This is a genomic window from Serratia sp. D1N4, from assembly GCF_054552755.1.
The window spans coordinates 4682700-4697255 of record NZ_CM137274.1 but is presented as its reverse complement, the minus strand read 5'-3'; the positions used below and the strand labels follow the sequence as shown (position 1 = coordinate 4697255).

Below are 14556 nucleotides of genomic sequence, written 5' to 3'. Positions count from 1 at the left end.
CACTTGTTGACGAGCGTGGGAGAGGGCTGGGGTAAGGGCATCAGATAACGCCGCCCTTACCCCGGTGCGCGAGTTTACTTAACGTAGGTAAATGCCGTGGTGACGTGTTTTACGCCACTGATCTGGCTGGCGATCTGTGCTGCTGACTGCCCTTCTTTTTGTGTTACCAGGCCCAGTAAGAACACTTCGCCATTCTCGGTCGTCACCTTGACGTTCGAGGATTTGACCGTATCGCTGGTCAGGAGCTGCGAACGCACTTTAGTGGTGATCCAGGTATCTGAAGACGCGGTTCCCAAGCTAACCGGCGTACCCTGGCGGATTTCGTTATACACTTCTACCGCACCGTCTACGCCAAGCGCGATCTGTTTTGCACGGCTGGCAAGCTCGCTATTGGGTGCCTGACCGGTCAGCAGGACTTTGCCCTGATAGGCGGTTGCGACCACCCGGGCTTCTTTCTTCAGTTGCTGATCTTTGCTCAGGGCATTTTCAACCCGAGCTTCCAAGGTTCCATCATCGACCTGAGTTCCTACGGAACGCGGGTCTGTGGCAGTTTTGGTGGCAACGGCCGCACTGCCGACCACGACAGCGCCGACACAGCCTTGTAACAGCAGAGCGCTGAACAGCACTGCCAATGTTGTTTTCAGCTTCATCTCAGTTCCTTTAATCGTCCTGGTGGGGGAACAACGTATTATCAATCAGGTCACATAGGCAATTTACGGTAAACATATGCATTTCCTGAATGCGCGCACTGCGGTGGGAAGGAATACGGATCTCAACATCCTGTTGGCCAAGTAAACCTGCCAATTCCCCGCCGTCGTGGCCCGTGAGTGCAACAATGGTCATATCTCGCGTTACTGCGGCTTCAACCGCTTTCACAATATCACGGCTATTACCGTGAGTGGAGATCGCCAGCAACACATCTCCGGCATGGCCCAACGCGCGCACCTGCTTGGCATACACTTCATCGTGCAGACGATCGTTGCCGATCGCGGTCAGCACCACGTTATCGGCATTCAGCGCGATGGCAGGCAGGCTGGGGCGCTCGGTTTCAAAACGATTGATCATACTGGCAGCAAAATGCTGAGCATTGGCGGCTGAAGTCCCATTGCCACAGCACAGGATCTTGTTGCCGTTCAATAACGATTGAACCAGAGTCATCGCGGCACGGGAGATGGCGTCAGGCAGGGCTTCCGCCGCTGCAATCTGGGTTTGGATACTTTCGGTAAAACAGACTTTGATTCGATCCAGCACGTTGTTTTTAATCCACTAAGTCAAAGGCCGGTTACACCGGTAAACCATAATTAATCCGCATTGAAGGCATTCGGTATCCATTCTAACTGGTTACCGGTGATGGCAAAAACATCAAAACGGCAAGATGATGTGTCAAAACTGGCTCCGCGCCCCGCCAGCCAGACGGCAGCGGCATGCAACAACCGCTGCTGCTTGCGGTAAGTGACGCTGGCGGCGGCATCACCAAATGCGGCGCTGCGCCGATAGCGTACTTCAACGAACACCCAGGTTTGACCATCGCGCATGATAAGATCAAGCTCACCACCGCGCACCGCCACGTTGGCGGCGGTGAAGGTCAGCCCAGCGCGTTCCAGATAGCGGCGGGCCTGTATTTCGTAGCCCGCCCCTGTGGCGCGTCGGCTCAGGAGACCGGAACGACCATGCCCTGGTGGTATTGCAACCAAGTCAGTTTCCTGGTGATCACACAGTGAGGTGACGAACTCAGCACACCGCTGGCTCCAGAGACCTGGAAGCCTGGCAGCTGGCGCATTTCAGCAAAGTGGTTGGTCAATGTCCAGGCATCCATGCCCATGGCGTAAAGACGTACCAGAGAATAGTCGTTGCCGAACTTGGCACTGGCCTGCTGCTGCAATGCTGGGTTGACGCCCGCCAGCAAAGGAATGTCACTGAATTGCAAACCTTCCATTTCCAGACGGAAATCCGGGCCAGCACCGGCCTGATAGCTGCGTGAGCTGGCGAACATGGCGGGTTTGCTGCGGGAATTGGTGGTCATGTCGATCATCGGTTTGATCAGCGTCAGCTGATCCTGGGTGGCCACGATGTACACCGCGTCAACGCCGCCGCCGGTAGAGGCAGCAGGGATCTCGCTTGGCTGAGCTGGAATGGTCAGGCCAGCGATAGTCACCGACTGCGGTGCTTGCGCGGGTGCCGAGACCGGCGTACCGCTCATGCGGATACCGCCGCTGTTAACCATCTGGCGCAGTTCGGTGGTAGAACCAATACTCTGCTGCAAGACGGTTTGCCCACCCTGTTTCTGCCACTCTTCGGCAAAGGCTTTGGCAATGCGATCGCCGAACGCGCCGCGCGGGATCAACAGCAACGGCAGACGTTTCTGCTGTGCCCAGATATGCCGCGCTGCATCACGGGCCTCGTCTTCTGGAGAAAGCGCGAAGTAGCAGATGTTCGGGCTGTCTTGCGGCTGTTCCGGCTGGTTGAGTGCCAGTACGTTCAGCGCAGTAGGCGTGCTGGCAAGCTGATCAACATCGGCCTTCAGTAACGGGCCAACCACCAGCGTTGCCCCATCCTGCTGGGCCTGGGCCAGTAGAGCAGGTAATGGCTGGCTGGAGGTATCGTATACCTTCACCTGAGCATTGGCAGGCTGCGCGATGGTAGTGGCTGTGGCGACAGGGGCTACCGGCTGTGCCGTGGCAATATCCGCAGGAAGTGCGGAAGGGCTCACTGCACCGTCGGCATTGGTCAGCGCTGCGGCATTTTGAGCCGGATCATTGCCTGGCTGCGTTGGCTGGACCGGTGCGGCCAGCGTGATGCCACTTTGGGCGGCGGCAAAGCCTTGCTGGATAGCGTCGGCAAACACCTTGGCCTGACCATTCAGCGGCAACAGCAGCGCGATACCCGAGGTGGAAGCCTGGCTGAAATTCTGCACCTGGCTTAATTGGGTTGGCAGGCTTTTGGCCGCCGGGTTTTGTGGATAGCGGTTTTGCCAATCTTTAATTCCGGCTTTCAGCAGTTCTGGGTCCTGCTTGTTTTCCTGATAAACCCGCAGCAGATCCAGCCAGCCTTGCAGCACGTTTTCGTTGGCGTTGATGACCAGGCTATTCATCTCTGCTGGTTTGAGGCCGAGCAGCGCCTGCCAGGTCTGATCCAGGTTGTCTTGCCGTGCATTGACTGGCAGCAGCGGTTCCTGAGCGATATAGGCACGGAGCAGTGGCAGAGACGGTTGGCCCTGATAGGCGGCAATCTGGGCCTGATACAGGCGCACCAACTGATTAGGCGAGAGCGAGTTGCTGTCGATGTTGCTCAGCAAATTACGCGCGGCGTCATAATTTTTGTTGCCAACTTGCAGTTCTGCAAGCAACAGTTGGCGTTCCACCTGTTGTTGGCTGTTCATATCTTGCGGCAACGTATCCAACTGCGCAGCGGCCTGTGGTAATTGGCCTTCGCGGATTAATGCGCGAATAGCAAGTAATTGCCAGTCAGCCTTGTTATCATCGCCGCTTTGCTGCAGTTGTTGCAGATAGTAATCAGAGTTGGCGCTCGCTTCATTTTGTATATTTATCTGCGGAGTTTGCGGCGCCTGACTCGGGCAGCCTGCTAACAGCAGGGCGGCCAGTACAACAGGGAGTAAACGCCCTGCTTTGGTACGAATGAATGATGAGGAAAGCATACTGTATCCAGTGATGTTTTTTTCAAGATGCTCAATATTAAATCGGCAATCCGGATGAAACAATGAATCAACAGCAACAATCAGTCATTTCTGCCTCAACGCTGTACGTGGTGCCCACTCCCATCGGTAACCTGGGGGATATCACTTATCGGGCACTCGAAGTACTGAAAAGCGTCGATCTGATTGCGGCGGAAGATACGCGTCATACCGGGTTGCTGTTGCAACACTTTGCAATTAGCGCGCGGTTGTTTGCGCTGCACGACCATAACGAACAGCAGAAGGCGGACCAATTGCTGGCGAAACTGCAGGAAGGCCAGAGCATAGCATTGGTTTCCGACGCTGGCACGCCATTGATCAACGACCCCGGTTATCACCTGGTGCGCCGTTGCCGTGAAGCGGGGATCCGCGTCGTGCCGCTGCCAGGAGCCTGTGCCGCCACCACGGCGCTGTGCGCTGCCGGGTTGGCGTCCGATCGTTTCTGCTACGAAGGATTCCTGCCTGCGAAAACCAAAGGCCGTAAGGATACTCTGCTGGCGCTGGCAGAGGAACCACGTACGCTGATTTTCTATGAATCAACCCACCGTTTACTGGACAGCCTGCAGGACATGGTTACGGTGTGGGGGCCTGAACGCTACGTAGTGCTGGCTCGTGAGTTGACCAAAACCTGGGAGTCGATCCACGGCGCGCCGGTGGGGGAGCTGCTGGCCTGGGTGCTGGAAGATGAAGTCCGCCGCCGGGGGGAGATGGTGCTGATTGTCGAAGGCCACAAGGTACAAGAGGACGATCTGCCATTGGAAGCGCTGCGCACGCTGGCATTACTGCAAAAAGAACTGCCGCTGAAAAAGGCGGCGGCCCTGGCGGCAGAGATCCACGGCGTGAAGAAAAATGCGTTGTATAAACATGCGCTGGAACAGCAGGCAGAGTAAAGCTGTTGACCTGCTGCGGCCACGACGCTACTATCCGCGCCGGAGTTGACCAGACAGTCGCCGCTTCATTGCCGTCCTCTTCGGGGGAGACAGATGGAGGGGAGGAAAGTCCGGGCTCCATAGGGCAGGGTGCCAGGTAACGCCTGGGAGGCGCAAGCCTACGACTAGTGCAACAGAGAGCAAACCGCCGATGGCCCGCGCAAGCGGGATCAGGTAAGGGTGAAAGGGTGCGGTAAGAGCGCACCGCGCGGCTGGCAACAGTCCGTGGCACGGTAAACTCCACCCGGAGCAAGGCCAAATAGGGGTTCGCATGGTACGGCCCGTACTGAACCCGGGTAGGCTGCTTGAGCCAGTGAGCGATTGCTGGCCTAGAGGAATGACTGTCCACGACAGAACCCGGCTTACCGGTCAACTCCCTCTATAAATAGAAAACCCCGCGTAGCCTGAGCTGCGCGGGGTTTTTCTTTTCTGCCTAAATCGGTAAATCAATCAGCAGCGCGCGCAGCGGTGTCTCTGCCCGAACGGTGAGGCGATTCTCCTCGCGGATAAACGCGCCGTCTCCGCAGGTCAGCGTTTGGCTGTCGTGATGCTCACCGTTGGCTGAAAGCGTGCCGTGGATCGATTGCAGGTAAGCGCGCGGCCCGTTCAGCGCCAGCGTTTGCTGCTCACCGGCCTGTAAATCCAGATGATGGATCCACACCTGTTGCCGCAGTTGCAGGCTGCCTTGCGCGCCATCGGGCGAAGCCAGCAACTGGTGCGGCTGTGATGGCAGATTCAGGCGCTGTACGCGATCGTTGCTGCGTTCCGGGCAGGCATCCAGCCACAGTTGCATCCGGGTGAGCGGTGTGGTGCTGCTGATGTTCTGTTCGCTATAGCTTAGCCCGGCCTGAGTGGCCAGCAACAGTGCTTCTCCGGCCGCCGCGCGCACGGCATTGCCATCGCTGTCGCGGTATTCGGCCTCCCCTTGCAGGATCAGGTTCAGAATATCGACGTTAGGGTAAGTACGTGGCTGGAATGAGGCACCCGGCGCCAGCACTTCCTGGTTCAAGACCCGCAGCGAGGCGTAGCCCATCAGTTTTGGATCAAAGTAATGCCCAAAGGAAAAGGTATAGCGAGCCTGTAGCCAACCAAAGTCAGCTTGCCCGCATTGTTGTGCTGTTCTGCATGTGATCATGGCAATTGGCTCTTTAAATATTCATTACTCGAATGGTAAGCATCTGGACGCCAGATTGTTAGCCAGTTAATCTGGTCGGCATATTCAAATTTCCTGAAAGAGAGACTCGATGGCCAGAGATCGTGCATTAACGCTGGAAGCGCTGAGGGTAATGGATGCGATTGACCGCCGTGGCAGCTTTGCTGCTGCTGCCGATGAACTGGGGCGAGTGCCCTCAGCACTCAGCTATACCATGCAAAAGCTGGAGGAAGAACTGGACGTGGTGTTGTTCGATCGTTCAGGGCATCGCACCAAATTTACCAACGTTGGGCGGATGTTGCTTGAGCGCGGGCGCGTTTTGCTTGAGGCCGCCGACAAACTGACCACCGACGCTGAAGCGTTGGCGCGCGGTTGGGAAACCCATCTGACTATCGTCAGTGAGGCGCTATCACCAGCGGCTAAACTGTTCCCGTTGATCGACAAACTGGCGCTGAAGGCGAATACCCAGGTTTCGCTTTTTACCGAAGTGCTGGCCGGTGCCTGGGAGCGTTTGGAGCAGGGGCGTGCCGATATCGTGATCGCACCGGATATGCACTTTCGTGCCTCGTCGGAAATCAATACCCGTAAATTGTACAAAGTAATGAGCGTTTATGTGGCTGCGCCGGATCATCCGATCCACCAGGAGCCGGAACCGTTGTCGGAAACCACCAGGGTGAAGTATCGCGGCATTGCGGTGGCCGATACCGCGCGTGAGCGGCCGGTACTGACCGTGCAACTGTTGGATAAGCAGCAGCGTCTGACGGTCAGCACTATTGAAGATAAACGCCGCGCTCTGCTGGCCGGATTGGGCGTAGCCACCCTGCCGTACAGCATGGTGGAAAAAGACATTGAGGCCGGGCGCTTGCGCGTGGTTGGGCCGGAGTATAGCCAGGAAGTCGATATCATCATGGCCTGGCGGCGTGACAGCATGGGGGAAGCGAAATCCTGGTTCCTGCGCGAGATCCCACGCCTGTTTGCCCGGCAGGAAAATCAGTAACCCCGCCAGCTAGACGGGGTTTGCACCTCAATCAAAGTGCCGATCGCGCCCGTGCGGCGCATTAAGATCCTGCGTTGGCCCGATCGAAATAATGCCATGCGGATTAAGGGTGGCGTGGCTGCGGTAATAATGATGGCGGATATGCTCCATGTTGACCGTATCCGCCATGCCCGGTATCTGGTAGATATCGCGCAGGAACCCGTACAGATTAGGGTAATCGCTGATGCGGCGCTGATCGCATTTGAAATGGGTGACATATACCGGATCAAAGCGCACCAGCGTGGTCCACAGGCGCAAATCGGCTTCGGTCAGGCGATCGCCGGTCAGATAGCGGTGCTGTTCCAGAATCCGCTCCAGCCGTTCCAATGCGGCAAACACCCCGTGCACGGCTTCGTCATACGCTTCCTGGCGGGTGGCAAAACCAGCTTTATACACTCCGTTATTCACGCTGTCATAAATCCAGCCATTCAGTTCATCAATCTGTGCGCGTAACTCCGCAGGGTAATAGTCGCCTGCGCGCGCACCTATGGCATCAAACGCGCTGTTGAACATGCGGATGATATCGGCAGATTCATTGCTGACGATAGTCTGTTGCTGTTTATCCCACAGCACGGGTACGGTCACGCGGCCGCTGTAGTGTGGATCGGCGCGCAGGTAAATCTGATAGAGAAAATCGGCGTGATACAGCGCATCGCCGGTGGTGGCAGGGAAATCTTCCCCGAAGGTCCAACCGTTTTCCAGCATCAGCGGATGCACAACGGAAACCGGAATGATCTGCTCCAGGCCCTTGAGCTTGCGCATCAGCAGAGTACGGTGCGCCCAAGGGCAGGCGAGGGATACATACAGCTGGTAACGATCGGCTTCTGCCTTGAATCCGCCGTTGCCATGTGCGCCAGCCTGGCCGTCCAACGTCACCCAGTTGCGGAACTGAGCGGTTGAACGTTTGAAACGGCCTCCGGTAGCGGTGGTGTCATACCAGGTGTCTTGCCAAACGCCATCAACGAGTTGCCCCATGGTGATCCCCTTAATATCTGAGTGAGAAAAGACCAAAGGCCCGGAATTCCGGGCCTTTGGCTGAGATATTCAACTTACCATTTCTTGTTCAGAAGACGATCGATGCTGAAACCACCAGGGCCGGCGATGGCCAGAACGATGTAACCACCGGCAATGGTCAGGTTTTTCATAAACATCAGTTGGTTTACACCTTCTGCAAAGTTAGTGTGGAACAACAGTGCGGTCAGAATGGTGAAACCGGCGGTGAACAGCGCCACGGTACGGGTCAGGAAGCCGAACAGAATCGCCAGACCGCCGCCAAGTTCCAACAGAATAGTTAATGGCAGTAGAAAACCAGGTACACCCATTGACTGCATGTATTGTTGGGTGCCTGCATAGGCATCACCCATCTTGCCGTAACCCGCTACGATAAACAGGATTGGCATCAAAATACGTGCAACCAGCAAACCTGTATCTTCTAATTTTTTCATCATTAACTCCAAAAGTAATTTTGTTCGCCAATCTTGGCATCTGTTCGGCTAGGCGGCGTTGTGCTGCCCATGACCTGTTGATGAAATTAATAGTAGACGAGAATGATTGCGGTTGTTAGCAAGTAAATCTGTCATATTTTTTCAAAAAAATTGAATATTTAGCCTGCTTATAAAGTGATATGAATCAGAACGTTGGTGATAAAAAAGAAGAGGTTGCGCAGGATGTAGGGTTTTACCACGGGATAATTGAACGAACGGTGAAGGTGTTACTTGGAAGGAAAAACTTTGCGGATCAAACGAATAGTGCCAAAAACGCCAATGGCGCGGCGTGACCAACGGATAAATTTTCCGGGGTGGCGGATGCCATACAGGGCAACAACGCTGGAAGCAATAGCTACATATTTACGCAGGCTGAATAGCGTTTGCCAGCCTTGATCGAGGCATTCGGTCTTTTCCAGCCATAGCGTCTTGTTTGCCGCCAGATCCAGGCGTTGTTGCTGGATCTGCTGAATCAACTGCTGTTTTTTCCATTCACGGTACTGGCGGTGATTCATTGCTCCCCTCCAGCGTGGAACGATCCAGCTCCAGTTGCTTGCGTGTGGCGTTCAGCAGCGTGGAACGACGAGCTTTAGACAGCGTCCAGATGATGCCCACGAGGGCTAGCGACAGCAACACAGCGGTGGTGGTGCCCAGCGCAATCAGACGATAAGCGGGGTCGATCGCCCAGAAAATCAGTAACAGCAGGCTCATCAGGCCAAAAGCGGTGAATAGAAGAGTGATCCCGGCCATGAGCAGTAGTTGAACGAGGTTGGCTTTCTCCTCTTCCAATTCGATAACGGCCAAGCGCACCCGCGTTTCCACCATGTTCACCAGAATGGTGAGGATACGTTGGCCGATATCCAGGACCCCTTTAGCAGGGCCCTGGGCGCGAGTTTGCGGTTTTTCGCTCATCATCAGCGGCGCGCGAGTAGAACGCCTAACACTATGCCGACCGCCGCGCCGATACCGATACCGGTCCACGGGTTTTCACGCACATAATCGTCGGCCTGGCAGGCCATCTGCTTGGTTTGATGGGCCAGTTTGTCGCCAGCATCGCTCAGGCGTGCACGAGTATCTTTCAGTGTGCCTTCGGCTTTAGCGCGCAGTTTTTCCAGCTCGGCTTTAGATTTATCGGTGGAAGAGTTCAGAACTTCTTCCAACGTATCGGCCAGAGACTTCAGTTCAGCGCGTAAGTTTTCTGCATTTGAATCTTGTGCCATTTCGATAACTCCTTAACGTCGACAGGCTTTCAACATAGCGGATTTATTCGTCGGAGCAAAGGCTTATGTCTGGTTGATCTCACTGACCAACTACGCGATAGACTGCAAAAATCCCGCCAGGCGTGGCTCTCATCGATAAATCCGCTAGTGTAAAAAAATTATTCCGCCTGAGCCGCTTTCAGCTCAGCCTGTGCTTCGGCCAGTTTTTTCTGCTTATTGGCCACTTTATCCGCTTTGCCTGTTTGCTGAGCTTCTTGCAATTCTTGTTCGCGCTTGGCGACTTTATCTTGTTTATCAGCGATTTTCTGTTGGCGTTCTGCGGCTAAACTGGCCTCCGTACAGTGGCTTTTTACCTCGTTGAGCGCTTTTTCCAAGCCTTCCACACGATGGCGGTTGCCGTGCTGCTTGGCGTAATCGACTTGTGTTTGAATCGCCTGTGCTTTTTTGGCACAAGTATCGGTGTTGGCCGCTGAAGAGAGGGTCGCATAGGCCAACAATGGGATGGCCAGTAAGAGTGTGTGGCGTATTTTCATGATATTCAATTCCTTATTGAGGGATGACTCCCGCTGCCCAAATGATAGGCGCTGACATTCAGCGTAGTCATAAATAGCCGATAATCCCAATGAGTTATTGAGGATCAGCAGGTGATGGCGGATTAATCAAACGGGATAACCCTTTTAATAGAAAAGAATTATCCCAGATTGAACGGCGCGCGGGCAAACTTGCGAACCCAATGGCTCGGTGCCGGGGATTCGCTCAGGGCGATGGTATAACCGGGGGGAAGAATAGTTTGTAAAGCTTCGCGTGCCAGCAGTTGCTGTTCTGGGGAATCCAGGCGGATCACCAAACTATCACCTTCAGGCGTAATGCTTTTGATGCGAATGCCGCGTTCATCCAGGCGTTGATAGACATAAAAACCGTCGGGCAGCGATAGCCCTTGATGAAGGGTATCAATACGCAGTTCGCTTTCTGTACGTACCATATAAGGCACCAGCACCGTGGCCAAGGCCAGCAGTGCCAGTGCGATAACCAGTGCGTATTGCCAGCGTGGTCGTTGGGTGATCACACGCCTTTTCCCTGATCGTGATTGCCTGAGCGTTTTTTACGCCACAGCACGACCAGTGAACCGACCAGCCCGACGACTAACAATACCAGTGGCAGCATCATCAGGCCGAACATCAGCTGATCTTCATACTTGCGGAACATCGGGGTATTCCCCAAAGCGAAGCCGACAGAAACCAGGATCAAAACCCACAGCAGACCGCTGATCCAGTTGAAGAACTGAAAGCGAGCATTGCTCAGGCCAGACAGGCCGGCGATGGTTGGCAGCAGGGTACGCACGAAGGCCAGGAAACGCCCAACCAGCAGGGCAGATAATCCGTGGCGGTGGAACAGTTGGTGTGCCCGCTGGTGATAGTGGGCGGGTAAGTGTGAAAGCCAGCTCTGCACCGTTCGCGTATTCCCCAGCCATCGGCCCTGTATATAACTGAGCCAACATCCCAGACTGGCGGCGGTGGTCAGGATCAGGATCGTCACTGGGAAATTCATGGCGCCTTTTGCGACCAGTACACCAACCAGGATCAACAGACTGTCACCCGGCAGAAAGGCCGCAGGCAACAGGCCGTTTTCCAGAAATAAAATCATAAACAGCAAGACATAGAGCGTCCAAACCAGCGAAGGGTTGGCCAGCGTCTCGAAGTCTTGCTGCCATAAGGCATCCAACAATTGCTTAATAATATCCATCCGGTGTTCCTAAAACGTCATTGTTTGTTTTATTCAGCGGTAGGGCGGCGATGAGCGGAAACCCTGATTACTGATGGTGATGAAACGGTGTTGCTTTATTCGTTAGTTCTAATGGGTGCGACACCGGGTCATGAGTGATAAGTCAATGAACCACGGTAAAGAATATTGCTGTCTTTCCAGCCACCGATCCTGCTTTGCTGCTGGGAGGAGTGCAGGGCCCAGTTGATTTGCACAAGCCGGTTAGGTGCGGGTGAATCTGCCTGCCGCTGAGGCTTGGTATTACTGGCTGGGTCCGTCGCTAAAGTATAGGTTGGAACCTGCTGTGCGGGGGAAAGCAACGAACTGGGAAAGGACTGTACCCGCGGCAGCAACAGCAGCAATTTGCCAGGGGCTTTACGACGAAGTTCCGCATGTGGGCGATAAACAGGGTCGTCAGGAGAGAGCATCGGCTGCTCAGGAGATACCAGAGAGTTTAACGCAGTGGCTTTGGTTTGTACTGCACATAGCTTTTGACCGGAAACCGAACTGGTCCAGCAAAAAAGAGCAATAAGCATGGCAAACAACCAGCGCATGTATTCGCGTTCCGCCCCCAAGCCAATAGGTAAAAAAGTGGTCTAACTCTACCAAAATAGCATGATTGGCAACAGGGAAATCTGCGTTGCCGCAGGCAAAATGTTAGCGGGCCAGCGCCAGTTATGGCATCGATTCAGCCTATTTTACATTACCTGACACAAGCCAAGCTTGTTTGACGGTTAAACGCTATTTGTTGCCAGCGGCAACGTTTTCAAGATGCACCACCGGATTTTCTGAAAACAGATAACGGTCGGCGTTGTATTCGAAGTCGTCGGTCGTGGCGTTGAACAGCATCTGTTTGGTGTTTTCCAGGTGCTGCCACATGGCCAGCTTGGCGGCATGAGGATCTTTGCGGATCAGCGCCTTGAGGATCTCATCGTGATCGTCACACCAGCTGGCGATCGAACGATCGTCAATATGCTCGTGCAGTTTGATCCAATACGGGTTGTTTACCCTCTGCGCCCACATTTTTTCGACAATCGTCGCCATGGCGGTGTTCTGGGTCGCCAATGCCACCTGAACGTGGAATTTGAGATCCCACTCTGAATCACGGAAGCGATCTTCCTTGCGAGCCTGCTCCTGGATCTCCATCAGGTTAACGATATCCTGTTTGGTCACCTGGGTGGCGGCGAACTCGGCGATATTGCTTTCGATCAACTGGCGGGCTTGCAGCAGCTCAAAAGGCCCTGCGGTGGCAAATTCAAGGCTATCGCCCGGTATCACCAGGTTTTTCTGCTGGTTGGAGATCACATGGATCCCAGAACCCTTCCGTACTTCGACATAGCCTTCGACTTCCAGCATGATAATCGCTTCGCGCACTACGGTGCGGCTAACGTTCATTTCTTCAGCGATATAGCGCTCTGCTGGCAGCTTATCACCCACCAGGTAGACTCCGCTCTCAATACGATGTTTGAGCTTGGCGGCCAATTGCTGATAAAGGCGTCTGGTTTCAGTGAATTCCATAGTGAGTACTCTGTGGTAGGAAGGCTCGATGCCATAACAGTTGTTATACCACTTATCCACTACGGCTGCCAGTAGCGCAAAGGTGGAAAACCCGGCACAGGGGCCGGGTGGCGTGGGTTAACTGCTGGCGCTTGCCGCTTGCAAGAGTTCTTGCGGGGGTTCCGCGGCGGTGCGGTTTTGCAGCACGGTCCAGATGACAATCGCGCCCAGAATATCGAACACCGACAGGGCGGCGAACAGCGGGCTGAAACCCAGCGTGTCGGCCAGTGCGCCTACGACCAGGGCAAACAGGGTACTTGCCGTCCAGGCTGCCATACCGGTCAGGCCGTTGGCGGTAGCGACTTCGTTACGGCCAAACACGTCTGAGGACAGGGTAATCAATGCGCCAGACAGCGACTGGTGCGCAAAACCACCGACGCACAGCAGGGCAATGGCGGCATACGGGCTGGTGAATAAACCGATCATTCCTGGGCCAATCATCAGTAGCGCGCCCATGGTGACCACCAGTTTGCGCGACACGATCAGGTTCACTTTGAAATGTTTCTGGAAGAACGGCGGCAAGTAGCCACCCACGATGCAGCCGAGATCGGCGAACAGCATCGGCATCCAGGCGAACATGGCAATCTCTTTCAGGTTAAAGCCGTAAGCTTTGAACATGAATAGCGGGATCCAGGCGTTGAAGGTGCCCCAGGCCGGTTCAGCCAGAAAACGTGGCAGTGCGATACCCCAGAACTGCCGGTTGCGCACGATCTGCCAGGCGGACATCTTTTTGGCATTGCTGGTCTGGTGCTGCGCTTCTTGCCCCTCCAGAATATAGGTGCGCTCTTCACTGCTGAGTTTTTTCTGGTCTTTCGGGTGTTTATAAAAAATCAGCCAGCAGATGGCCCAGATCAGGCTCAGTATCCCGACGATGATGAACGCCAGTTCCCAACTGTGGGCGACGATGGCCCACACCACTAAAGGCGGAGCGAGCATGCCGCCGATGGAAGAACCGACGTTGAAATATCCCACGGCGATCGAACGCTCTTTGGCGGGAAACCATTCGCTGGTGGCTTTCAGCCCGGCGGGGATCATGGCGGCTTCGGCCATCCCTACCGCACCACGGGCCATGGCCAGGCCGCCCCAGCTATTGGCCAGAGCGGTACCCATACAGAATAGGGCCCACAGAATGGCAAACATTGCATAACCGATCTTGGTGCCGAGCACGTCCAGTATGTAGCCTGCGACGGGTTGCATGACGGTATAACAGGCAGAATAAGCGGCAACGATATAGGAATATTGCTGCGTAGTGATATGCAGCGTGCCTTCCAGCGTGGGTGCCGCGACAGCCATTGCGTTACGGGTCAGATAACCGAGCACGGTACCGATGGTCACCAGACCGATCATGTACCAGCGTAACCCTTTAATTTTACGCATCCAAAACCTCTCCCAATCTTGAAATTCCTGCCACCGGCAAACCCGTGGCGTTTCATGTGGTGATTCCCTTTCATTTATGTTTGCCAGTCTTCCTATACCGGCGTCCCCCCTGCACATTGCCATAGTGAACTGTTGAAAAAAGGTGCAGGGCGGCGAGACGATAACTTGTCATACAGATTTAAAAGTTGAGTGACATCACAAAAGCCGCGAGTCGATTAGGCAATAATAAGTTGCAAATTGTTACGCCGTTTTGGTGATGTTTTGCCCTGAAATGTGTTTTAAACGGCTTTAGGTGGTGAGCTAACCGAGAGCAGGATGAAATATTGCTAGACGTTGAATAAAATTGGT

Annotated in this window: 18 protein-coding genes and 1 other RNA gene; 3 read left to right on the top strand and 16 right to left on the bottom strand. The window is 54.7% G+C overall.

Annotation, left to right across the window (positions count from 1 at the left end; genetic code table 11):
• Positions 1-74: 74 nt before the first annotated feature.
• Genes dolP through ACX1CU_RS21020 form a run of 4 tightly spaced genes read right to left on the bottom strand, consistent with a single transcriptional unit; the run spans position 75 to position 3655 of the window.
• Positions 75-650: a division/outer membrane stress-associated lipid-binding lipoprotein gene (gene dolP / locus ACX1CU_RS21035; RefSeq protein WP_459400158.1), complete on the bottom strand. Its 576-nt coding sequence runs from the start codon at positions 648-650 to the stop codon at positions 75-77.
• A gap of 10 nt (positions 651-660) precedes the next feature.
• Positions 661-1251, bottom strand: a complete 591-nt coding sequence (diaA, locus tag ACX1CU_RS21030; protein WP_459400157.1) for a DnaA initiator-associating protein DiaA — start codon at positions 1249-1251, stop codon at positions 661-663.
• 50 nt (positions 1252-1301) lie between these two features.
• On the bottom strand, positions 1302-1655 hold the full coding sequence (locus tag ACX1CU_RS21025) for a YraN family protein (RefSeq protein WP_459402877.1): 354 nt from the start codon (positions 1653-1655) through the stop codon (positions 1302-1304).
• On the bottom strand, positions 1652-3655 hold the full coding sequence (locus ACX1CU_RS21020) for a penicillin-binding protein activator (protein ID WP_459400156.1): 2004 nt from the start codon (positions 3653-3655) through the stop codon (positions 1652-1654). Before ACX1CU_RS21020 ends, ACX1CU_RS21025 begins: the two co-directional genes overlap by 4 nt.
• 62 nt (positions 3656-3717) lie before the next feature.
• Between ACX1CU_RS21020 and rsmI the strand changes: the two genes are divergently transcribed.
• Together rsmI and rnpB are read left to right on the top strand one after the other, a co-directional pair.
• Positions 3718-4581: a 16S rRNA (cytidine(1402)-2'-O)-methyltransferase gene (gene rsmI, locus ACX1CU_RS21015; protein WP_459400155.1), complete on the top strand. Its 864-nt coding sequence runs from the start codon at positions 3718-3720 to the stop codon at positions 4579-4581.
• A 41-nt stretch (positions 4582-4622) separates the two neighbouring features.
• Positions 4623-5001, top strand: an RNA gene (gene rnpB / locus ACX1CU_RS21010) — RNase P RNA component class A.
• 52 nt (positions 5002-5053) lie between these two features.
• Here rnpB and ACX1CU_RS21005 read toward each other — a convergent pair.
• On the bottom strand, positions 5054-5755 hold the full coding sequence (locus ACX1CU_RS21005) for a pirin family protein (protein ID WP_459400154.1): 702 nt from the start codon (positions 5753-5755) through the stop codon (positions 5054-5056).
• A 109-nt stretch (positions 5756-5864) separates the two neighbouring features.
• Between ACX1CU_RS21005 and ACX1CU_RS21000 the strand changes: the two genes are divergently transcribed.
• Positions 5865-6770, top strand: coding sequence for a LysR family transcriptional regulator (locus ACX1CU_RS21000; RefSeq protein WP_459400153.1), 906 nt, complete (start codon positions 5865-5867; stop codon positions 6768-6770).
• A gap of 27 nt (positions 6771-6797) precedes the next feature.
• Here ACX1CU_RS21000 and ACX1CU_RS20995 read toward each other — a convergent pair whose 3' ends face one another.
• From ACX1CU_RS20995 to ACX1CU_RS20945, 11 genes are all read right to left on the bottom strand, one after another.
• Positions 6798-7784 (bottom strand): glutathione S-transferase family protein, encoded by a 987-nt coding sequence (locus ACX1CU_RS20995; protein ID WP_459400152.1) that lies wholly within the window; start codon positions 7782-7784, stop codon positions 6798-6800.
• Positions 7785-7858: 74 nt separating this feature from the next.
• Positions 7859-8254, bottom strand: coding sequence for a DoxX family protein (locus tag ACX1CU_RS20990; protein ID WP_459402876.1), 396 nt, complete (start codon positions 8252-8254; stop codon positions 7859-7861).
• A 266-nt stretch (positions 8255-8520) separates the two neighbouring features.
• Complete coding sequence (locus ACX1CU_RS20985) at positions 8521-8808, bottom strand: YqjK-like family protein (protein ID WP_459400151.1); 288 nt, start codon at positions 8806-8808, stop codon at positions 8521-8523.
• Entirely contained in the window at positions 8786-9205 is a 420-nt protein-coding gene (locus ACX1CU_RS20980) for a phage holin family protein (RefSeq protein ID WP_459402875.1), read from the bottom strand. Before ACX1CU_RS20980 ends, ACX1CU_RS20985 begins: the two co-directional genes overlap by 23 nt.
• Before the next feature lie 2 nt (positions 9206-9207).
• The gene (locus ACX1CU_RS20975) at positions 9208-9513 is read right to left on the bottom strand and encodes a DUF883 family protein (RefSeq protein WP_459400150.1); all 306 of its coding nucleotides are present in this window, start codon (positions 9511-9513) and stop codon (positions 9208-9210) included.
• Between the two features lie 158 nt (positions 9514-9671).
• Positions 9672-10046 (bottom strand): DUF1090 domain-containing protein, encoded by a 375-nt coding sequence (locus ACX1CU_RS20970; protein WP_459400149.1) that lies wholly within the window; start codon positions 10044-10046, stop codon positions 9672-9674.
• 158 nt (positions 10047-10204) lie between these two features.
• Positions 10205-10576 (bottom strand): EnvZ/OmpR regulon moderator MzrA, encoded by a 372-nt coding sequence (gene mzrA / locus ACX1CU_RS20965; RefSeq protein ID WP_459402874.1) that lies wholly within the window; start codon positions 10574-10576, stop codon positions 10205-10207.
• Positions 10576-11256 carry a DedA family protein gene (locus tag ACX1CU_RS20960; RefSeq protein ID WP_459400148.1) on the bottom strand — a complete coding sequence of 227 codons (681 nt, stop codon included), beginning with the start codon at positions 11254-11256 and terminating at the stop codon, positions 10576-10578. Before ACX1CU_RS20960 ends, mzrA begins: the two co-directional genes overlap by 1 nt.
• Before the next feature lie 128 nt (positions 11257-11384).
• Positions 11385-11828 (bottom strand): hypothetical protein, encoded by a 444-nt coding sequence (locus ACX1CU_RS20955; protein ID WP_459400147.1) that lies wholly within the window; start codon positions 11826-11828, stop codon positions 11385-11387.
• A gap of 187 nt (positions 11829-12015) precedes the next feature.
• Positions 12016-12792, bottom strand: a complete 777-nt coding sequence (exuR, locus tag ACX1CU_RS20950) for a transcriptional regulator ExuR (protein WP_459400146.1) — start codon at positions 12790-12792, stop codon at positions 12016-12018.
• A gap of 117 nt (positions 12793-12909) precedes the next feature.
• Entirely contained in the window at positions 12910-14208 is a 1299-nt protein-coding gene (locus tag ACX1CU_RS20945; protein ID WP_459400145.1) for an MFS transporter, read from the bottom strand.
• Between the last annotated feature and the right edge of the window lie 348 nt (positions 14209-14556).

Coding starts and splice junctions, on each gene's coding strand:
- dolP (WP_459400158.1), bottom strand. CDS start 650: ATGAAGCTGAAAACAACATTGGCAGTGCTGTTCAGCGCTCTGCTGTTA.
- ACX1CU_RS21020 (WP_459400156.1), bottom strand. CDS start 3,655: ATGCTTTCCTCATCATTCATTCGTACCAAAGCAGGGCGTTTACTCCCT.
- rsmI (WP_459400155.1), top strand. CDS start 3,718: ATGAATCAACAGCAACAATCAGTCATTTCTGCCTCAACGCTGTACGTG.
- ACX1CU_RS21005 (WP_459400154.1), bottom strand. CDS start 5,755: ATGATCACATGCAGAACAGCACAACAATGCGGGCAAGCTGACTTTGGT.
- ACX1CU_RS21000 (WP_459400153.1), top strand. CDS start 5,865: ATGGCCAGAGATCGTGCATTAACGCTGGAAGCGCTGAGGGTAATGGAT.
- ACX1CU_RS20995 (WP_459400152.1), bottom strand. CDS start 7,784: ATGGGGCAACTCGTTGATGGCGTTTGGCAAGACACCTGGTATGACACC.
- ACX1CU_RS20990 (WP_459402876.1), bottom strand. CDS start 8,254: ATGAAAAAATTAGAAGATACAGGTTTGCTGGTTGCACGTATTTTGATG.
- ACX1CU_RS20985 (WP_459400151.1), bottom strand. CDS start 8,808: ATGAATCACCGCCAGTACCGTGAATGGAAAAAACAGCAGTTGATTCAG.
- ACX1CU_RS20980 (WP_459402875.1), bottom strand. CDS start 9,205: ATGAGCGAAAAACCGCAAACTCGCGCCCAGGGCCCTGCTAAAGGGGTC.
- ACX1CU_RS20975 (WP_459400150.1), bottom strand. CDS start 9,513: ATGGCACAAGATTCAAATGCAGAAAACTTACGCGCTGAACTGAAGTCT.
- ACX1CU_RS20970 (WP_459400149.1), bottom strand. CDS start 10,046: ATGAAAATACGCCACACACTCTTACTGGCCATCCCATTGTTGGCCTAT.
- ACX1CU_RS20960 (WP_459400148.1), bottom strand. CDS start 11,256: ATGGATATTATTAAGCAATTGTTGGATGCCTTATGGCAGCAAGACTTC.
- ACX1CU_RS20955 (WP_459400147.1), bottom strand. CDS start 11,828: ATGCGCTGGTTGTTTGCCATGCTTATTGCTCTTTTTTGCTGGACCAGT.
- exuR (WP_459400146.1), bottom strand. CDS start 12,792: ATGGAATTCACTGAAACCAGACGCCTTTATCAGCAATTGGCCGCCAAG.
- ACX1CU_RS20945 (WP_459400145.1), bottom strand. CDS start 14,208: ATGCGTAAAATTAAAGGGTTACGCTGGTACATGATCGGTCTGGTGACC.